This is a genomic window from Wandonia haliotis (assembly GCF_039523435.1).
GTDB classification, from domain to species: Bacteria; Bacteroidota; Bacteroidia; order Flavobacteriales_D; family Crocinitomicaceae; genus Wandonia; species Wandonia haliotis.
Genome location: NZ_BAAAFH010000003.1, coordinates 979,640 through 997,946 on the forward strand (window position 1 = coordinate 979,640; position 18,307 = coordinate 997,946).

Below are 18,307 nucleotides of genomic sequence, written 5' to 3' on the forward strand. Positions count from 1 at the left end.
ATAATTTTCTGACTATATTTAATGAGCTGTTGACTTATGTGGCTGAAAGGAGGTCAATAGATAACCAGGATAAGATATATGTAGATTCTTATATCACTGCTACCAGAAGGAGTAATGACCTGCTAGTACTACAATTGAATAGAATGAGATTACTAATAACATTATTTTTTGCGTTGACTTCCTTTTGGGGGTTTGTTCAGGAAAAGGGGCAGATAACAATTGTAGGACGAGTTGTCGATACTGATAATATTCCTCTGATAGGTGCGACCATTCTTGATACAATCACAAAGAAAGGAACAACGACCAACAAACAGGGGATTTTTTATCTGACACTCCCCAAACAAGCTACAACAATTTATATTTCATATCTAGGGTATTATGCACTGGAAAAGAAAATGACGAGAACAGAAATTGATCAATCAAAAAAGGATACGATTTTACTCGCTATTTCGTTAAAACCAAAGACAGAGGAATTGACAGAGGTCGAGATACGAGCAGCTAATATTGCACGGACTTATGATAAACCCAGTACGTTAATTCTTGACTACGATTTTCATCCTGAAGGATTATTTCTGCTACTTTCAGAAGGCAACCAATATAAGCTTAGATTGATAGATGGTAATAGTAACACGTTGAAAGATATTGCTATTCGAAATAATCCGGAGAAATTATTCAGAGACTGTTTTGGTAATTTACACATTCTGTATGCAGACACTGTCTATCAAATCTATGGAGATCAATCTGATTTGAGTTTACTGAATGGGTTTCCAATTAGGAAATTTGAGGAATATCTTTTGCCCTGTGTGGCAGCCTATGACGATGTTCTGTTCTTTGAGGACTATGGTTTACATAATCAATCGATCATTTACTACCTGATTGAAAAGAATAGTAAGAAAAAGAAACTTGTACAGAAAATTGTTGACAAAGAAAGTTTTACTGCTATTGACGACTATTACAGGGAAACAATGGCAGAAGCAGGAATAGCTCCGAGTACAGTAGGAGATAACAGCCTCGCTCAGCAGGATTTTGCCCGAAAAGTAGAAAAAAAGGTATGGTTTTATCAACTTACTTTGAGTAGGCCAATTTATAATCCCTTATGTAAAGTGAGAGACTCAATATTCATTTTTAACCATATAGTGGATTCAGCATTTGTTCTTAATGAACAAGGTGAGTTACAAAGGACTTTTCCGATCGATTATCAGTATAAAAACGGGTGGAAGAATGAAATAATAATAGACTATTCAGGAGAAGAAATATATGTGAAATGCGTAAGAGGTGGATTGGCTTATTTGTTGCAAATTGATCCTGATAGCGGACAAGTTGTGAATGAATTCAAATTAAAGAGGCATGTTTTCCCGGACAAAATAAAAGTACGTGACGGATTCGCGTATTATTTATACAATGAAAAAATGGAATCTGGCAGAATGAATATATATCGCCAAAAAATAAAATAACCATACGGATAACCAGAGCAATTTTTCCTGATAAGTTTTTTATTTCGATAGTGAAATCAAGAGAAGAAGAAATAGTGGTTCAGATAACGGATTTTTGTTTAAAAAACAGATCGTCTCAATTTGACATTTCTCTGGAAGGAACAACGGGCTCAGTGTTTTTATGTATTGATGAAAATAAGTTTCGTCTTGAGGATCACAGGATCTTTCTTTATGAAATAGAAAGGCTTGAACGGCAAGGTAAAATAGCTCTTATTAAAAAGTATAGCCTGAATGAACTGAGCGACAATGAAACCATGCGATTGACTTACAGTTTGTTTGTTCCTTCAAACAATGAAAATGTAAAACACTATCGAATAGCAAACAGATGGAGTCCATTACCTATTATCTCTCTTTTGGGAGCAATTGTTACTCTTATAATTGGTGTATTTATGAAGTACAACAACGTGCTCGCTATGGGGTATGGTACATTATATGGTGGAGGCTATTGGGAGCCTACATTGAACGCAAATATGGTTTTGTTTTTTAGTGGTATGTTTTTTACGATCGGAATAGCTGGCATCCCCTGGAAAAGAAAGCAATAGTTCTAGCGTATAAGAAATAAAAAGGCTGTACAGGTTAAGAGATTACTTATACGGACAAGAAAGTTAATAAACCAATTGAAGTACTGAAAAAGCAATCGACGGAATAACCGTGTGCGGGAACAATCAGAAAGATAAATGTATCGGTATGGCTTTAACCCTTTGATTATTGGCATAATACTTGTTGGTTTACGTGTGTTTATAATGAACCTAAAAGTAGATATGCGTATGAACCGAACGATACTATTCTCTATACTATTGGTGTTATTTCCGACTTTACTGCATGCGCAGAAAGAAGAACTTATTATTGAATACACGGAACCGAAAGAAATGAACTATGGTACAACCGTACGGTTTGATTTTTTTCTGAAGAAGCTCAAAAACGGCAAAACAAGATCCCTGAGTCAATTTTATATTGACAAGTTTGATATCACATGTGAAAATGGAGGATTCGAATTTGTAGAGGAAGAGAATCGTTTGGTGGGATACCTGACTTTAGCGCCCTACCCCGAAAGTTACCTTGATACCATAACACGATTAAACATAAAAATGGAATATGTACAGGATTTAAAAGGGTATACATACACAAAGGAGGTTGAGTATGAATTCAGGCTCAACCGAAAAGGAAAAATTCAATTGGATTTTAGCGGGAATGCCGGAGCAAAAGGAAAATTCGGGAGGAATAAAAAGTTATTCGGTACTTTGTTTTACTATGGTGCAAATGACGGAGAAGATGGAACCAATGGAGTCAATGCCACAGATCTGGAACTTAGAATTTGCCCGTTTTATACCAGCAATGGTGATAGTCTGATTCTTATTCAGGCGATTGATAAGAAAGATTCTATTGTGGCTGTTTACCAGCTTCCTGAATTATATACGCCCATTCATATTGATGTGCGGGGAGGAGATGGCGGAAATGGTGGTAAAGGACAGCGGGGAAGTAATAAATTTAGCCATAAGAGTGATGGCGGAGATGGCGGTAGAGGTGGCAATGGTGGAAACGGAGGGAGTCTGGTTTGCTATATACACCCCGGAATTGCTTTCCTGAAAGAGAATGTGACCGTAGAATTTGCAGGAGGATTACCCGGTAAAGGGGGAGCCGGAGGACGTGCCGGAAAGAGTAAAGCAAAAGCAGAAACTCAATTTGAAGGTGCTCCCGGTGCAGATGGACAGAATGGTCAGCCTGGAATTCCCGGAAATGCTCCGGAAATTCGAATTGAGAAGATGAACTTCAACTGGAACTAAGCTACCGGAATACGGGATTTGATCTTTTCAAGCAATACTGTACGTCTGGAAACAAATTTACCAAGATCTTTCCCCTGAAGTATTTTTCGGATTTTAAGCTCTCTGAAATTGTTCCACCAGAGATGGAATATCACAAACGTAACTCCGGGAACAACAAAATAGTAACCGATAGCTACCCACCAATTGGGGTAAATCAGATAGTAAACCAGAAAGATGAAAAGAATATTATAAATACCGGCAACTGCGAGTCCTGCTACCATTTTCACACTACTCCAGAATACATCTCTGCGAAATGCTTTTTCAATGAGAGGTTTGATGATAAAATAGGAGGGAGCTCCGTGAATAAGACCCAGTAAAGCAAAAGGGAATCCAAGGAAAAGAAGTAAATAGTTTTTCCAGAGACTGATTTTACCTTTGGTAGCATATTCGTAGATAAATCGTTCTTCCAGCCTTGATTTTTTCAACAGACTGAAATAGCCAGTGACTTCTTCTTTTAACTGATCCAATTCTTCTTCCTTGTCCTCTTCGTGCTCATTCATCCATAGGGCAAGATTTCTGGAATATTCCCAGCGCTTTTTAAGCGGAATGGATTCGTCTTTGTTCTCATTATTCATTCCCTTTCGGGTAAGTGACATAATTCCTTCGTGAAGCGAACACCACTCTTTTTTATCGACATGCGTAATCTGGTCACGCATATCTTTCTCTATTCGTTTGGTGATTTCCGAAATCGTCTTTCCAGAATTTTCCAGATAGACTTCTTTAAAGTCATTCAAACAAATTTTTGGACCATAAGCGACAAGGATTTCACTTCTGAATTTTTTCGGGTTTGTATAATTCAACCCGACTGCCTGCATGGAGATTTCTTTTTTCCAGTTACACTTTTCGAGTGCTTCAAATCCCAAACGGACACTTCCTTTTTTTACCGGTTTAAGACGACGGATAAACTTATCATCTGTAAATCCTTCAGCAAACATGATAATACCTCTACCGCGTCGGAGTTCTTTAGCAGCTGTATCGAAAACTTCCTGATTTTTCCGAACAGCATCTTCTCCGTCATGATTTCTGTAGATGGGTAACATGTGTGCACTCCAGAATACCTGCTTCATAACTCCTTTATAGATATCTCCTCTTGTCATAAAATGAACAATAGGATTCTGCCGCACGGCAATAATCAGCGGATCCATGAAGGAACTGGGGTGATTGGAAGCGTATATCGTTCGGTTTACAAAATTCTTTGGTGCACGCACTCTGGCATGACGTTTATAATAGATTCGTAAACTAAAGTTCAGAACAATTTTAAGAATTAAATACAGAGGTCTCATCTATCTTTATGAAAATAGGGCACAAATATACGTTCTTATTCCTCTTCTTTCTTACTTTTATCGATCTCTTTCTCTAATTTCCTGTTTTTCCCGATCATAAAACCAAGCAAAATTTCATGGCTTCCTCCGGATTGAACATTTCTGTATTTGCCTATACCTGCATCATACGAGTACCCGATACGGAAATTCTTGGCAAAATTAGCTCCGGCACTGATGGTAAGAGAACCTGTATTACGATATCCGACTCCTAACCAGGTCATACGTTTGTATTGTACACGAAGCATTCCCTCAAAATTGAAAGGAGCATTTTTAACGGTTCTCATAAATAAAGCGGGAGAAACGGTCCATGTTTCATTCAGATCAATATTTCCTGCAAGATAAATAAAGTGATGGCGTTCAAAACGAGACCCGGTATTGATGCTTTCCACAGCATATTTATTACCAATAACCTGCGTCATGGAATAACCGATTTCGAAGTACTTACTATAAATCATAGTACCGGCCTGCATATCAAAGAAATTCTGATTACCTCCATTGGTAAGCAAATTCATATAAGAAGCATCATTCTGGTGGTACAGATTAACTTTATCCGGGTTCAGTCCGAAGTTACTCCATCCTCCTGATACACCAAAAGACATGTTTACTGATTTCACTAATGGAAAGTGAAAAGAATAAGAAGCTCCCAGACTCATCTTGTTAAAGGGTCCCATTTGATCTGAATATATTCGTCCTCCGACTACATGCTTCAATACGCCTGTTGAAACTTGTGGCGAAGAGAAAAAAGCACCATCCGGTCTGAACTCCTGAAGAGCATTGCCATCTTTCTTGTTAAACTTAATGCGGGAGTGTACCGTACCGAAAATGGTTCTCGGTGCACCGCTGAAGCCTGCCCATTGTTGTCTGAATCCCAGATTAACATCAATTAGTGAAGTCATTCCTGATGCTGCAGGGTTAAAAATATAAGGATTCAGGTAAAATTGAGTAAACTGACTTTCCTGTTGTGCTGTAAGTGTACCTGAAAGTCCTAAAGTAACCAGTGATATGATAAATAATTTCTTCATGATTCTCTCGATTAATAGATAATGCTGATTGTACCTTTCAGAACGGTATCCTGTTCATCATTGAATTCAATTGTATAGTAATACGTTCCCATAGGAAGGGGCTCCCCTTTGTGTGTACCGTCCCAATTGTACGAATAGCCCTTCGATTCGAAAACGAGGTTCCCCCATCTGTTAAATACACGTACCAGACATTCGGGGTGCATAGCGTCCAGGTTATTGAGTACCCAAACATCGTTGTCCCCATCACCATTCGGGGTAATCATATTAGGGAAATCACCGTATTCACTACAGGCTTCTACTATAATTGCAATCGTATCACGTGTAGCAGGACATTCGTGTTTTTTCAGTTCATAAACCAATTGATTGGTTCCGAATCGGATTTCATTCAGATCGGTTATCGGCTCAAACGGAGCAGAAATAAACGCTGTTCCTTCAATGAAGTACCAACGCACAGATGTGGATGCTTCCGGCTGATTTCCTTCAATAGTAATGGCATTATTTTCAAGACATAATGTAATATCTTCTGAAGGTGTCAGAATAGTCGCCTTTTCTGTACGGTATACATTTGCGGTGTCACGAGATACGGGACAGGAACCGTTAGAGACAGACCATACAATTTCATTCCATCCTTGCTCCAGATTTGACGCTGAAGTAATTGCGCTACCAGGATTTGAGAAGACAACATTGCCACTGGTAGAAGTCCAAAGTCCTGACCCAGCTGAAGGTTGACTGGCTGTTAATTGAACAAAATCCAGATCACAGGCATAAACCGAATCAACTGTTGAAGCCGGAAGAGGAAGTTCAAACACTTCAATTACCAACGTATCAGATGAATTACCACACTGAGCCGTAGATACCGTCCACACGAGTTTATTGATTCCGTAGCTCAGGTTGTTAACGCCTGTGGTAGGAGCAAACTGATTATTGAAGGATCCCGATCCACTGAATACAGTCCACTCTCCTGTACCCTGAGCGGGAGGAGTAGCAGAAATTACCGTTGAGATGGTATCACACAATTGTAAGTCCGTACCTGCATCTGCCTGACCTGGGAAATTGAAAATTTCAACTGTAAATGAACAAGAGGCGATGTTACCTGAAGAGTCAGCTACTTCATAACTTAGTGTTGTAACTCCTACTGGGAAATCATCTCCTGAACCAAGATCACTTGTATCTGTTTGCGTTGTAATCGCAATACAATTATCTGTTCCTACAGGTTCTGTAAATGTAACTGTTGGATCACACGACTGAATATCCGATGGACAAGTGATTTGAGGAGCTGTATTTTCCTGAATAAATAATTCGAAAGTACAGGTAGACTCATTTCCGGCTATGTCCTGAGCAGTTAATGTTATCGGATGATGTCCTGTTATCAGGTTTGTTCCCGGAGCAGGAAGCTGAGAAACGGTAAATCCTGAACAGTTGTCACTGACAACAGCAAGCGATGTATAGTCATTTAGAGAAGTAGTACACGCTGTACCGATATCCTCTGTTTGATCTCCCGGACATGTAATGACCGGTGGAGTGGTATCGTCTGCAATCACCTGAACGATACAGGTACCACTGTTTCCGCTTTCATCAGTTAAAGATACCGTCACATTGGTTGTTCCACTGGATAAACTTCCTGCAGCAGGAACTTGCGAGAAGACAAGATTGGCTGTAGCTGTACAGTTGTCTGTCCCCGATGTTACGGACGCTAAGTCCGGAACCGGGTAATCACAATTACTTACAATAGTTGTTGTGTAAGTTGCATCACAGGTTACGTCGGGTAATGTTGCGTCAACTAGCCCTACATTAAAGGAACAAACAGAACTGTTTCCGGATACATCCATAACCGTTAATGTTACATTTTGATTGGCTGTAATAACCGTTCCCTGTACCGGAGATTGTGTGATTGTCAAATCAACAGTTGGTGAGCAGTTATCAGAAACAGAAATTAAGTTTCTGTAATCACCTAATGTTCCGTTACAGAAATCAGGATCTGCTGTTATAGTTGTGTTTGGCGCACACGAAGCAATTACCGGATCAATATTATCTTCTACTTCCAACGTGAAGTCACATTGGGATATGTTATTGTTTTCATCCTCGGCAAAAAGTGTGATAGTATGTGTTCCGATGGCAAGTGATGTTCCAATTGCCGGAGACTGCGTTCTGATGATAGCAGCCTGCGCTGTACAGTTATCGGTTGCTGTTGCATTAACAGCCATATCTGTTACAGTGTAACTGCATGAAGCATCTGTTGAAACCGTAATTGTACTTGATGTACAAAGTATTGACGGGGCAATGTTATCAATCAGATTGATGTTGAATTGACAATCAGATGTGTTCCCTGCTTCATCTTCAGCTTCCATTGTGATACTAATCGTGTTTCCGTGTCCGGATAAAACTGTTCCTGAAGCAGGTGTTTGTGAAATAAGAATATCAGCTACAGCAGAGCAGTTGTCACTTACGGTAACGTCTCCGGAGAAATCAGCCAGTGTCGCCTGACAGTTTGCGTCCAGATTAATTGTCTGGTCTCCCGGACAGGAAATCGTAGGATTTGTATTATCCACCGCAGAGATAGAGAAATTACATTGATCTGAATTCCCTTGCTCGTCTGTCACTGTAATAGTAATCGGATGAATCCCCGCACCGCTAAGGGTTGCACCCGGAGCCGGAGATTGATTAATAACCAGGTCTGCCGGGGCGGTACAGTTTTCAGTAACAATGATAGAACCTGTGTAATCCGGTACGGTAATGTCACAGGAAGCATTTGAATTTACAACCTGATTAACCGGACAGCTTACTGAAGGTGCTGTTGCATCAACAAAAGTTGTATTAAATGTACATTGACTGTTGTTTCCTGCCTCATCTGTTACTGTAATAGTGATAACTTCATCGGCTGTAACAGTGCCGCCGATACCGGGTGATTGAAGTATCGTAAGGTCTCCAAGTGCAGAACAGTTATCTGACACTACAATAGAACCGGTGTAATCTGCGCGAACAGCTTCACAGGAAGCATCTGCTGTTACATTTTGATCGGCTGGACAAGTAACGGAAGGGTTGATCCCGTCTACCAGTGTAATATCAAAATTACAATTGGTTTGATTTCCTGCTTCATCTTCAATGGTCAGTTGTACCGCCTGCATTGTTCCATGTCCGTTCAACGTGGTTAATGGAGCCGGAGTTTGCGTAATTACAAGGTCGCCGGTTGCGGAACAGTTATCCGAAGGAGAAATCAATGTTGAAAAATCCTGAACCTGATATTCGCAGGAAGCGTCAACATTTACGTTCATATCCGATGGACAGCTGACAGTAGGTGCTGTTGCATCAATCAACACAATATTGACAGTACAGGATGTATTATTTCCTGCTTCATCGTATGCTGTTAGATCTACATTAATATTATCAAGATGACCGGATAGCGTATGGGTTAAAGGTGTTTGTGTAAAAACAATATCAACAGAATCGGTACAGTTATCTGAAACAGTAATTAGTCGTTTCCAAACTTCTCCAATATCACCGTTACAGGTGGCTGTTTGCGTAACTACTGTATCACTTAACGGACATGTGATAACCGGATCAATTATGTCTGTTGCTTCAAGTAGCACATTGTCAATAGCAAGTGGTGGAAGATCAATAATTGAATTATCATACGTATACCGGAACCCCAGGTCGAAAGTAGTTCCTTCCAGCGAAGCAGGAAGAGATACAGACGTGGATGACCAACCTCCGGATAGCGTCAGGTTTGAGCCTGATACAACATTCCAGGATGTTCCACCGTCCGTACTATAAACTACTTCGCCATAATCTCCGGGATTTCCACCTATATTATAATCAAAAGTTAAAAGGAGATTGGTTCCGCAAAAAGCATCAACTTCACGGGATAAAATAATTGAACTACTCGCGGAAGTTGAATTTGTATATGTGTATACAGCTCCGCATGGATCTATTAGACCGTCAGTAATATATGCCGAAAAAGTTCCGGCAGATGACGGACCGTTACCGGCACATTCACCCGTTACCCAACTGTTCTCTCCCGGAACCCCATCTCTTGTCCATTCGGGGGATGCTCCCTCGAAGTCACTGGAAAATAGGGTGACGGTTTGCGCCGAGACCGAGAAAATACCTGTTGAAAATAAAATAAATGAACAAAATGCGAATTTGAAAAAAGAATTTATTCGCATTGTTGAAGTAGTTAATACGTTCATAATCATATAGATTCTCAATGATATTAATGTAGCAGTTACATCAAATTTTCTGCTAATATACAATAGTATGGCAATATTTTAAAATATCTGGTGATAATAGAGGAGGTTGAAAGAGAGGGAAAAAAGAAAAGCCTTCCGAAGAAGGCTTTTTGTTAAAAATTCGGACTCAATTCATGTGTCTTATAGAATTCATCGATGTATTGAACAGCATCTTCAGCAGTATCAACGATACTGAACAGATCAAGGTCTTTCGGTGAAATGTTGTTTTCTGATTCCAACATTTCTGTTCGGATCCAATCAATTAATGGCGTCCAGAACTTTTTACCAACCAATACCACAGGTCTGTGATTGATCTTTTTGGTCTGTATTAGCGTAAGAGCTTCGAATACTTCATCCAGTGTACCAAAACCTCCAGGAAGGATAACAAATCCCTGTGCGTATTTTACAAATATCACTTTGCGGACAAAGAAGTAATCAAAGTCCAGAACACTGTCATAGTCAATATATGGGTTGTGATTCTGTTCAAACGGGAGTGCGATATTTAATCCAACGGATTTTCCTCCACCTTTTTGAGCACCTTTATTTCCCGCTTCCATGATACCAGGACCACCTCCGGTGATTATTCCATATCCTTTTCTCGCCAGTTGTTCAGCAATATCTACTCCTATCTGGTAATACGGGTTATCTGGTTTTGTACGGGCAGATCCGAAGATGGAGATACAAGGACCTATACGGGCCATTCTTTCATACCCCTCTACAAATTCAGCCATAATTTTGAATATGGCCCAGGAATCATTGGTTTTAATTTCGTTCCAATCTTTTTTTGTCATTCTTTTTTAGTTTAATTCTGCTGCGAGGTAACGCGCCGTATGTGAAACCTCACTGTATTTTTTTACAATTTCTTCAGGAGTCCCTTCACAAACAATTGTTCCTCCTCCCCGGCCTCCTTCAGGTCCAAGGTCTGCAATATAATCACTAACTTTTATAATATCCAGATTATGCTCAATAACTACGACGGTATTCCCTTCATCCACCAGTCGTTGAAGGACTTCTATCAGCATACGGATGTCTTCGAAGTGCAATCCTGTGGAAGGCTCATCAAGGATATAAATTGTTTTTCCGGTGCTTTTCTTTGCCAGCTCAGAAGCAAGCTTGATGCGTTGCGCTTCTCCTCCTGATAAGGTTGTGGAGGGCTGGCCTAGTTTGATGTAATTGAGTCCTACAGACGAGAGGGTCTGTAGAATGCGATGTATTTTAGGCACTGCTTCAAAAAAGGAGGTTGCTTCTTCGATATTCATTTCCAAAACATCGTTAATCGACTTTCCTTTGAAGCGAACTTCCAAAGTTTCCTGATTATATCTTTTTCCCTGACAGGTTTCGCATTCGACAAGTACATCCGGAAGAAAATTCATTTCCACCACTTTTACACCTGCTCCCAGACAGGTCTCACATCTTCCGCCTTTCACATTGAACGAGAACCGCCCGGGTTTGTATCCTCTGATCTGGGCTTCGGGCAAGCGAGCAAAAAGACTACGGATTTCGTCGAACACCTTGGTGTAGGTAGCAGGGTTAGAACGAGGGGTTCTCCCGATCGGACTCTGATCAATATCAATTACTTTATCAAGGTGCTCTAAACCGGACACTTTCTTATACGGCATAATTTTCTTAACGCCGTTGTAGTAATGATTGTTTAAAAGCGGGTAGAGCGTTTCATTAATCAGTGTTGATTTTCCACTTCCTGAAACTCCTGTGATACAGGTGAAAGTCCCCAGAGGTAGACTTAAAGTAACATCTTTCAGGTTATTTCCGGAAGCTCCTTTCAGTACCAGCTTTTTACTGTTTCCTTTTCGTCTTTTTTCAGGGATTTCTATCGATTTACTTCCGTTCAGATAGGAAGCGGTTAACGATTTGCCTTTTACAATATCTTTATAAGTACCTGTAGTAACGATTTCTCCTCCGTGAATTCCGGCTCCCGGACCGATGTCAACGATACAGTCAGCGGCTTCAATCATTTCTTTGTCGTGTTCTACTACTATAATTGAATTTCCGGTATCACGCAGTTTTTTTAAGGACTCAATTAAACGGGTGTTGTCCCGTTGATGAAGACCTATACTGGGTTCGTCCAAAATGTAGAGTACATTTACCAACTCTGATCCGATTTGTGTGGCAAGGCGGATACGTTGGGCTTCTCCTCCCGATAGAGATTTTGCAGGGCGATTAAGTGTCAGATAATCAAGTCCAACCTGAAGAATGAAGCCTACTCGGTCTTTGATTTCCTTAATGATTTCCCGACCTATAACTTTTTGGGAATCATTCAACAGGGTATCCAGCGAAAGAACCCATTGATTCAAATCGGACATATCAAGTTCTACGATTTCTCCAATATGTTTGTCGCCTATGCGGAAATAATACGATTCCTGACGTAAGCGATGTCCGTTACAAGACGGGCATGTAATTTTATTCATAAAACCATCCGCCCATCTTTTGATCGGAGCAGAAGGGTTCTCTTCGTAATGACGGCTGATAAATCCTGCAATTCCTTCAAACCCTCTGTTGTCATCCTGATTTCCAAAAAGTAGTTCACGGATCAGTTGCTCGTCGAATTCTTTAATTGGGGTTGTTAGTTTATGCCCGTAACGATTAACGATATATTCGATTTTATCCGTGAGGTGTTTGGATTTCAATTCTCCCAACGGAACAATCCCACCTGATTTGATCGACTTCGTATCATCGGGAATAATTTTGGAAATATCAATCTCCGAAACTTCACCCAAACCATTACAATGCTGACAGGCTCCATACGGAGAGTTAAATGAAAACAAGTTGGGTTCAGGTTCCGGATAACTGATGCCTGTCGAAGGACACATAAGCGATCTGCTGAAATAGCGTTCTTCACCTGAATCAGCATCAAGTATAATTAATGAACTATCTCCTTGTTTCATCGCCAACTGGACCGATTCATTTACCCGCTGTCTTTGATTCGAATCTACTTTTATACGATCGACAACGATTTCAATATCGTGAATTTTATACCGATCCAGACGCATTCCTGCCGTAATATCTCTTAGTTCACCATCTACACGTACTTTATTGAAGCCGAGTTTGGTAACTTGTTCAAAGAGTTCGCGATAGTGTCCTTTTCTTCCTTTTACTTTTGGTGCCAGAAGAATCAGACGTTTTCCTTCAAATTGATCAATAATGAGATCTATAATTTGGTCGTCTGAATATTTGATCATCTTTTCTCCGGTCTTGTAGGAATAAGCTTCAGAAACACGGGCGTATAGCAAACGAAGAAAATCGTAAATTTCAGTGATTGTTCCTACGGTAGAACGCGGGCTTTTGGAAACCGTTTTCTGCTCAATGGATATTACGGGACTCAGTCCGTCGATTTTATCCACATCAGGTCGTTCCAGCCCTCCGAGAAATTGCCGGGCATACGATGAAAATGTTTCGATATAACGTCGCTGTCCCTCTGCAAAAATAGTATCAAAAGCAAGTGAGCTTTTTCCACTTCCGGAAAGCCCTGTAAATACCACAAGCTTATTTCTGGGGATTTTCAGGTCAACATTTTTCAGGTTATGTTCTCTCGCTCCGTAAACCTCTATTTGGTTTTTCGCTTCCAGTGCCATACTATTTTTAAAATCGTAAAAGTTACAAAATTAACCAAATGGATCAGTACACGAACACTGAAAAAAATAAAAATCTTTAGTCTTTCTGTTTGTACTTTTTGGTAGTGTAGAATAAGTACCCGAAAACAAGCGGAAAGTATAGGGCTAACAGAGATGCATACACCAATTGACTGGCTGAAATAAGATAAATCATCGTTGCGGCAATACCGGCGGAAAGAACACTTATTACCAGGAAGAAGATGCCTACCTGTTTATCTTTTAGACCTTTGTAGACCAGGTGATGGGTTGTGTGATCTTTTCCACCAACCATAGGGGATTGGCCTCTTTTCAGGCGATTAATGACAACGGTAAAGGTATCAGCTGCAGCAGGTGTAAAGGCAACTAATGCGACAAGCATTCCCAGCCATCTGTGGTTTTCGTAGTGAACTCCGATATTCCATAATGAATCTACCGCTGTGAAAGCGAGATAAAGTCCCAAAAACATACTTCCGGCATCCCCCATAAACATCTTTGAAGGGTTCCAGTTGTAGTATAAAAAACCAATCAGTGCACCGATGACAGAAAAATTCAGAATCAACCAGATAGACGCTGTTTGATTGTGAATCCAGAAGTAACCAAATGAAGAAGCAAGTAGAATTCCAATAGCAGTAACAGAAGAAATCCCATCCATGTTGTCAAGCATGTTGATCGAGTTCATTACACCCACGACCCAGATAACAGTAAAGATCGTGTCAATCCAAAGAATATTGGAAACGGGTAGGTACGTGCCGGTATAGACAAGAATTAATCCGGTGACGACCTGCGCGCCGAGTTTTAGCAGGGGACGGGTGTTATATGCGTCATCTGCAAGTCCCAGAAGAAAAGCGAGAGATCCGGCTGTTAATAAGCCCAAAAGCTTTGAATTCCGAAAAACATCGTCTTCTCCGAAAATAATCGCATAAAAAATTAAAGAAAAAAGAAAGACGATATAGAAACTGATTCCTCCCAAAGAAGGTTTGGTTTGGGCACTCCATCTGATGATGTAATCCTGATAGTTACGGATCCCAAGATTTTTGGAAAATTTCAGCAATATGCCGCATATCAGAATCGACAAACAGATACTAACAACAAAGAAAGCAAAAATTGTCATGGTGGTTGTTATTTGTTGATTGATTAGTAAGGTGATATAAATTCATTAAAAAGCGGGAGTTTTTCATCTTTTGCCGAGATGGTAATTCCACTGACATCCGGCCAGGGGATATCTAGGTCAGGATCGTTCCAGCGAATACCGGTTTCATGCTCAGGAGCATAATAATTGGTGCATTTATACTGGAAAACAGTGTCATCTTCTAGTGTCATAAACCCATGGGCAAACCCTTCCGGAATGAAGAACTGTAGTTTATTGGTGGCATTGAGTTCAATCATCTGATAGCATCCGTAAGTAGGTGAGTTCTTTCGGACATCAACCGCAATATCTAAAACAGCCCCTCTTGTAACACGAACCAGCTTCCCTTGTCCGTAGGGTGGTTTTTGGAGGTGAAGCCCTCTGAGAATATTTTTGCCGGACATAGATTCGTTGTCCTGAACAAAATCGACCCGTAGTCCTGTTTCGATGTGAAATTGATCTTTTCTGAAACTTTCGAGGAAATATCCCCTGTTATCTCCGAATATTTCAGGCTCAAGAATCCAAAGCCCTTCTATTTCTCCTTTTGTAAATTTCATTTCCCAAATAAGCGTTTCCAGAATTTTTGTTTGGGTTCGTCCTCATAATAATTACCATAACCGTAGCCATAACCATAATGGTTGCGTTTCGGGCTCACGGCATTCAGAACTATACTGAGTCCTTTTATTTTCTGTACTTCTATTAATTCTATTACCCGATTGACAAAGATACGTTTCGAATAATTAGCTTTAAATACATAGATAGGGCAATCGGCTTTAGAAAGTAAACCTATTCCGTCAGAAACCAGCCCGACCGGAGGATTGTCAATAACAATTACATCAAATTGTTTCTTTAACTCCTCCAGTGTTTCATTCATCTTTTCGGAAAGAATTAACTCGGAAGGGTTAGGAGGGATAGGACCTGCAGGAATAAAGTAAAGATCTTCCATTGAACTCTTCTGTAAGCAGTCGGAAATTGTATTCTGCCCACTGAGAATCGTACTCATTCCTTTATTGTTAGATGTTTCGAATCCCATGTGTACTTTCGGTTTCCGGAGATCCATATCAATCAGAACAGTCTTCTTTCCGGTCATCGTAAGAATACCGGCAAGGTTAAGACAGACAAATGTTTTTCCCTCTCCTGATATGGAGGAAGAAACAGCATACACTTTAGCTTCGGGATTAATAAAGTTCAGGTTGGTACGTATCCCCCTGAAAGACTCGGAGATCATGGACTTGGGATTGTCCTGAACAACCAGTTTTGAAAATTCTGATTTCTGTTTGTGTTGGGGTATGGCTCCCAAAAAACTAACATTGCGAAGACGGCTCTTCAGATCATCAATCGTATTAACCTCATTATGCATGAAGTATTTTAATGCGATAATTCCCATACTTAAGAAAAGACCGATGAAAAGCGCAGCGCCATATACCATTTTACGGTTGGGGCTTACTGGGCTTGAAGGTTGTGTCGATTCTTTAAGTACAATATTCTTAGAGGCAAACCCTGCATTGGAGATAGAATATACGGAACGTTTATCCATAAGTAGAAGAAAGTACTTTTCATTCAGTTCCTGGATATTGCGGAGACGTGAAAGTTCCATTTTCTTCTTTGGAATCTCAAAAACCTCATTGTCAAACTCCCGCAAACGGATATTCAGAATGTCAATTTTTGAATTCAATCTCTCTTTTAATGCCTTGATGGATAGTTTGATACTTTCAATGCGTTGCTCTATTCTCAGGTTTGCTTTCTGATATTCCGGACTGTCCTTAGTCATAGAGAAAGCGAGGTCTTCCCGATGTTCCAAAAGACGGTGTAAATCTTCCACCTGCGTATACAATGTAGATTCGAAACTGGTACCGATCAATTCAGGGATCAGTTTGTAGATCTCAAGCCGGTTCGGAGTTGACGTGATTCTCTCTTCCAGATTACGCAGTGTCAGTAACTCAAGTTCGATAGCAAAAATCTCATTTGAAACCGTATTGATTCGTTCCGTTAAACTAATTTCAACTTGTTCCGGATTTGATAAATTACTTTCTCGTTGAAATTGCTCAATGCTATCTTTTGAACTGTGTAATTCTCTCTCCAAAGAGTCCAGTTGTTCATCAATAAACCGGAGAATATTCTGAGAAGATTGCTTTTCAAGTTCTTCATCATATTCAAAGAAGGTTGTATAGACCGCCTGAGTTACATCACGACTTAATGCCCCGTTATTACTTCGGTAGGAAAGTTGAATGGTTTGAGCTTCGGGGTTAAGAGGAGCTACGGTGAGGTGAGGAAGGAGGCGTTGGGTGAGACTTTCAATCGTGTTGAAGACGAAATACACCTGATTTTCCTTCATCTCATTTTGCAGCGCAGGCTCATTATTAATTTTGACAGTAATTCTGAAATCAGGATGGTCGATTATCTTTCCCGGTGTAAAATTAATTTGGGTGTCTTTTCCTTTTGAATTGTATTGCAGAAAGTACCTGTTTTCCGAGTGTCTTATAAAAATAGGTTTTTGACAAAGAGAAGAATCTCTCAGCTCATACGCTGAAACACTGAAGGAAGATTGCAAATAGCGTTCTTCGGTGAGGAATTTTCCTTTGGAAAAATAGGAAACATTCATGTTGAGTTTTCCGATTGCCCGATTGAACAAAAATTCAGAGCGCATTAACTCTACAGCCTCGGACAGCCCTTTTTTAGTGTTCAGATTCTCTAATCCGATTACATCTTTTCCCTGGTCTTTGCTTCCAATCTGCACTATGGCTTTAGATTCGTAGATTGGTTTGGTATAGCGAAGGTACATAAAAGCACCCATGAGCAACAAGAGAACAATCAACGGGATCCAGAGCCAATTGCGCTTGAAAACAGCCAGAAGTATTTGTGGCTCAAAATCTTTATTTATAATAAATCCCTTTTCTTCCAACGTTTTATTTCAATGTTGTTATTACAGTTATAATCACTGCTGCTGAACTTATAACCGTGATAATAGGAGCGATTTCCTGTACGACTTCACGACTGATCTGCTTAACAGGTTCAACATATATGTAATCATTTGCCTGTACAATCATGTCTGCATAGTAGAGACCATCCAATGTGGAAAGATCTACCAGATATACTTCCCGTTTCTGAGGAGTCTGACGCATAATTTTAATATGCTTGGATCGTCCTCTTTCGGCAATACCCCCTGCTAACGCCAATGCCTCCATAAGTGTTGTGTTCTGATTGACAAGAGGAACAACAGCGGCTTCAGCTCCGTTTCCGGAAAAGACAATTACCCGCTTATTAATTACCCGTACCTGAACAAAAGGATCAACATATTGAGAACTGTACAATGTTTTTAATGTCTCCTGAGCTTCTTGTATTGTTTTTCCGGATAAAAGTACATCACCAATGACAGGTAATTCTGCAAAACCATCTTTTCGAACGAGATAATCCAGTGATATGTTGGAAGATCGGGCGATAGCTGTTTCGTTCGTATTTCCCCCGGAAGAAAAATCGATAAGCTTGGAACCGTTATTCGTGTAGATTTTAAGTTCAACACGGTCATCCGGAGAAATGCGGTACTCGTACGCAGGAGACATCGGAATGGAATCATATCCGGCAAAGTCCTTTGGCGTCTTGAACATCAGGTTCGAATTCACTCCGCATCCTGTCATCAAAACAGTTAATACCAAAATAATCGGTGTAATGACCTTTATAATCGTCATA

12 protein-coding genes are annotated in these 18,307 nt (G+C 40.2%); 3 read left to right on the plus strand and 9 right to left on the minus strand.

The genetic code is table 11. From position 1 onward, the window contains the following. Nucleotides 1-143 precede the first annotated feature (143 nt). From ABDZ97_RS04985 to ABDZ97_RS04995, 3 genes are all read left to right on the plus strand, one after another. Nucleotides 144-1,454 carry a carboxypeptidase-like regulatory domain-containing protein gene (locus ABDZ97_RS04985; RefSeq protein ID WP_343785467.1) on the plus strand — a complete coding sequence of 437 codons (1,311 nt, stop codon included), beginning with the start codon at nt 144-146 and terminating at the stop codon, nt 1,452-1,454. 50 nt (nt 1,455-1,504) lie between these two features. Continuing rightward, nucleotides 1,505-2,035, plus strand: coding sequence for a hypothetical protein (locus tag ABDZ97_RS04990; RefSeq protein WP_343785468.1), 531 nt, complete (start codon nt 1,505-1,507; stop codon nt 2,033-2,035). A 201-nt stretch (nt 2,036-2,236) separates the two neighbouring features. Beyond that, on the plus strand, nt 2,237-3,277 hold the full coding sequence (locus tag ABDZ97_RS04995) for a collagen-like triple helix repeat-containing protein (protein ID WP_343785469.1): 1,041 nt from the start codon (nt 2,237-2,239) through the stop codon (nt 3,275-3,277). Here the strand turns inward: ABDZ97_RS04995 and ABDZ97_RS05000 are convergent. From ABDZ97_RS05000 to ABDZ97_RS05040, 9 genes are all read right to left on the minus strand, one after another. Beyond that, nucleotides 3,274-4,599: a 1-acyl-sn-glycerol-3-phosphate acyltransferase gene (locus tag ABDZ97_RS05000; protein WP_343785470.1), complete on the minus strand. Its 1,326-nt coding sequence runs from the start codon at nt 4,597-4,599 to the stop codon at nt 3,274-3,276. The two genes, ABDZ97_RS04995 and ABDZ97_RS05000, sit on opposite strands and share 4 nt — an antisense overlap. A gap of 35 nt (nt 4,600-4,634) precedes the next feature. Next, nucleotides 4,635-5,660, minus strand: coding sequence for a PorP/SprF family type IX secretion system membrane protein (locus ABDZ97_RS05005; RefSeq protein WP_343785471.1), 1,026 nt, complete (start codon nt 5,658-5,660; stop codon nt 4,635-4,637). Nucleotides 5,661-5,671: 11 nt separating this feature from the next. Beyond that, on the minus strand, nt 5,672-9,847 hold the full coding sequence (locus ABDZ97_RS05010) for an HYR domain-containing protein (RefSeq protein ID WP_343785472.1): 4,176 nt from the start codon (nt 9,845-9,847) through the stop codon (nt 5,672-5,674). Nucleotides 9,848-9,999: 152 nt separating this feature from the next. Then, nucleotides 10,000-10,677 carry an LOG family protein gene (locus tag ABDZ97_RS05015; RefSeq protein WP_343785473.1) on the minus strand — a complete coding sequence of 226 codons (678 nt, stop codon included), beginning with the start codon at nt 10,675-10,677 and terminating at the stop codon, nt 10,000-10,002. Nucleotides 10,678-10,683: 6 nt separating this feature from the next. Continuing rightward, on the minus strand, nt 10,684-13,476 hold the full coding sequence (gene uvrA, locus ABDZ97_RS05020) for an excinuclease ABC subunit UvrA (RefSeq protein ID WP_343785474.1): 2,793 nt from the start codon (nt 13,474-13,476) through the stop codon (nt 10,684-10,686). 76 nt (nt 13,477-13,552) lie between these two features. Beyond that, nucleotides 13,553-14,605 carry a glycosyltransferase family 4 protein gene (locus tag ABDZ97_RS05025; RefSeq protein ID WP_343785475.1) on the minus strand — a complete coding sequence of 351 codons (1,053 nt, stop codon included), beginning with the start codon at nt 14,603-14,605 and terminating at the stop codon, nt 13,553-13,555. Between the two features lie 23 nt (nt 14,606-14,628). Next, nucleotides 14,629-15,177, minus strand: a complete 549-nt coding sequence (gene rfbC / locus ABDZ97_RS05030) for a dTDP-4-dehydrorhamnose 3,5-epimerase (RefSeq protein ID WP_343785476.1) — start codon at nt 15,175-15,177, stop codon at nt 14,629-14,631. After that, nucleotides 15,174-17,522 (minus strand): GumC family protein, encoded by a 2,349-nt coding sequence (locus tag ABDZ97_RS05035; RefSeq protein ID WP_343785477.1) that lies wholly within the window; start codon nt 17,520-17,522, stop codon nt 15,174-15,176. Before ABDZ97_RS05035 ends, rfbC begins: the two co-directional genes overlap by 4 nt. A gap of 4 nt (nt 17,523-17,526) precedes the next feature. Further along, entirely contained in the window at nt 17,527-18,306 is a 780-nt protein-coding gene (locus tag ABDZ97_RS05040) for a polysaccharide biosynthesis/export family protein (RefSeq protein ID WP_343785478.1), read from the minus strand. Nucleotide 18,307 lies beyond the last annotated feature (1 nt).

Coding starts and splice junctions, on each gene's coding strand:
- ABDZ97_RS05040 (WP_343785478.1), bottom strand. CDS start 18,306: ATGACGATTATAAAGGTCATTACACCGATTATTTTGGTATTAACTGTT.
- ABDZ97_RS05010 (WP_343785472.1), bottom strand. CDS start 9,847: ATGAACGTATTAACTACTTCAACAATGCGAATAAATTCTTTTTTCAAA.
- ABDZ97_RS05025 (WP_343785475.1), bottom strand. CDS start 14,605: ATGACAATTTTTGCTTTCTTTGTTGTTAGTATCTGTTTGTCGATTCTG.
- rfbC (WP_343785476.1), bottom strand. CDS start 15,177: ATGAAATTTACAAAAGGAGAAATAGAAGGGCTTTGGATTCTTGAGCCT.
- ABDZ97_RS05005 (WP_343785471.1), bottom strand. CDS start 5,660: ATGAAGAAATTATTTATCATATCACTGGTTACTTTAGGACTTTCAGGT.
- ABDZ97_RS04985 (WP_343785467.1), top strand. CDS start 144: ATGAGATTACTAATAACATTATTTTTTGCGTTGACTTCCTTTTGGGGG.
- ABDZ97_RS05015 (WP_343785473.1), bottom strand. CDS start 10,677: ATGACAAAAAAAGATTGGAACGAAATTAAAACCAATGATTCCTGGGCC.
- ABDZ97_RS04995 (WP_343785469.1), top strand. CDS start 2,237: ATGAACCTAAAAGTAGATATGCGTATGAACCGAACGATACTATTCTCT.
- ABDZ97_RS05000 (WP_343785470.1), bottom strand. CDS start 4,599: ATGAGACCTCTGTATTTAATTCTTAAAATTGTTCTGAACTTTAGTTTA.
- uvrA (WP_343785474.1), bottom strand. CDS start 13,476: ATGGCACTGGAAGCGAAAAACCAAATAGAGGTTTACGGAGCGAGAGAA.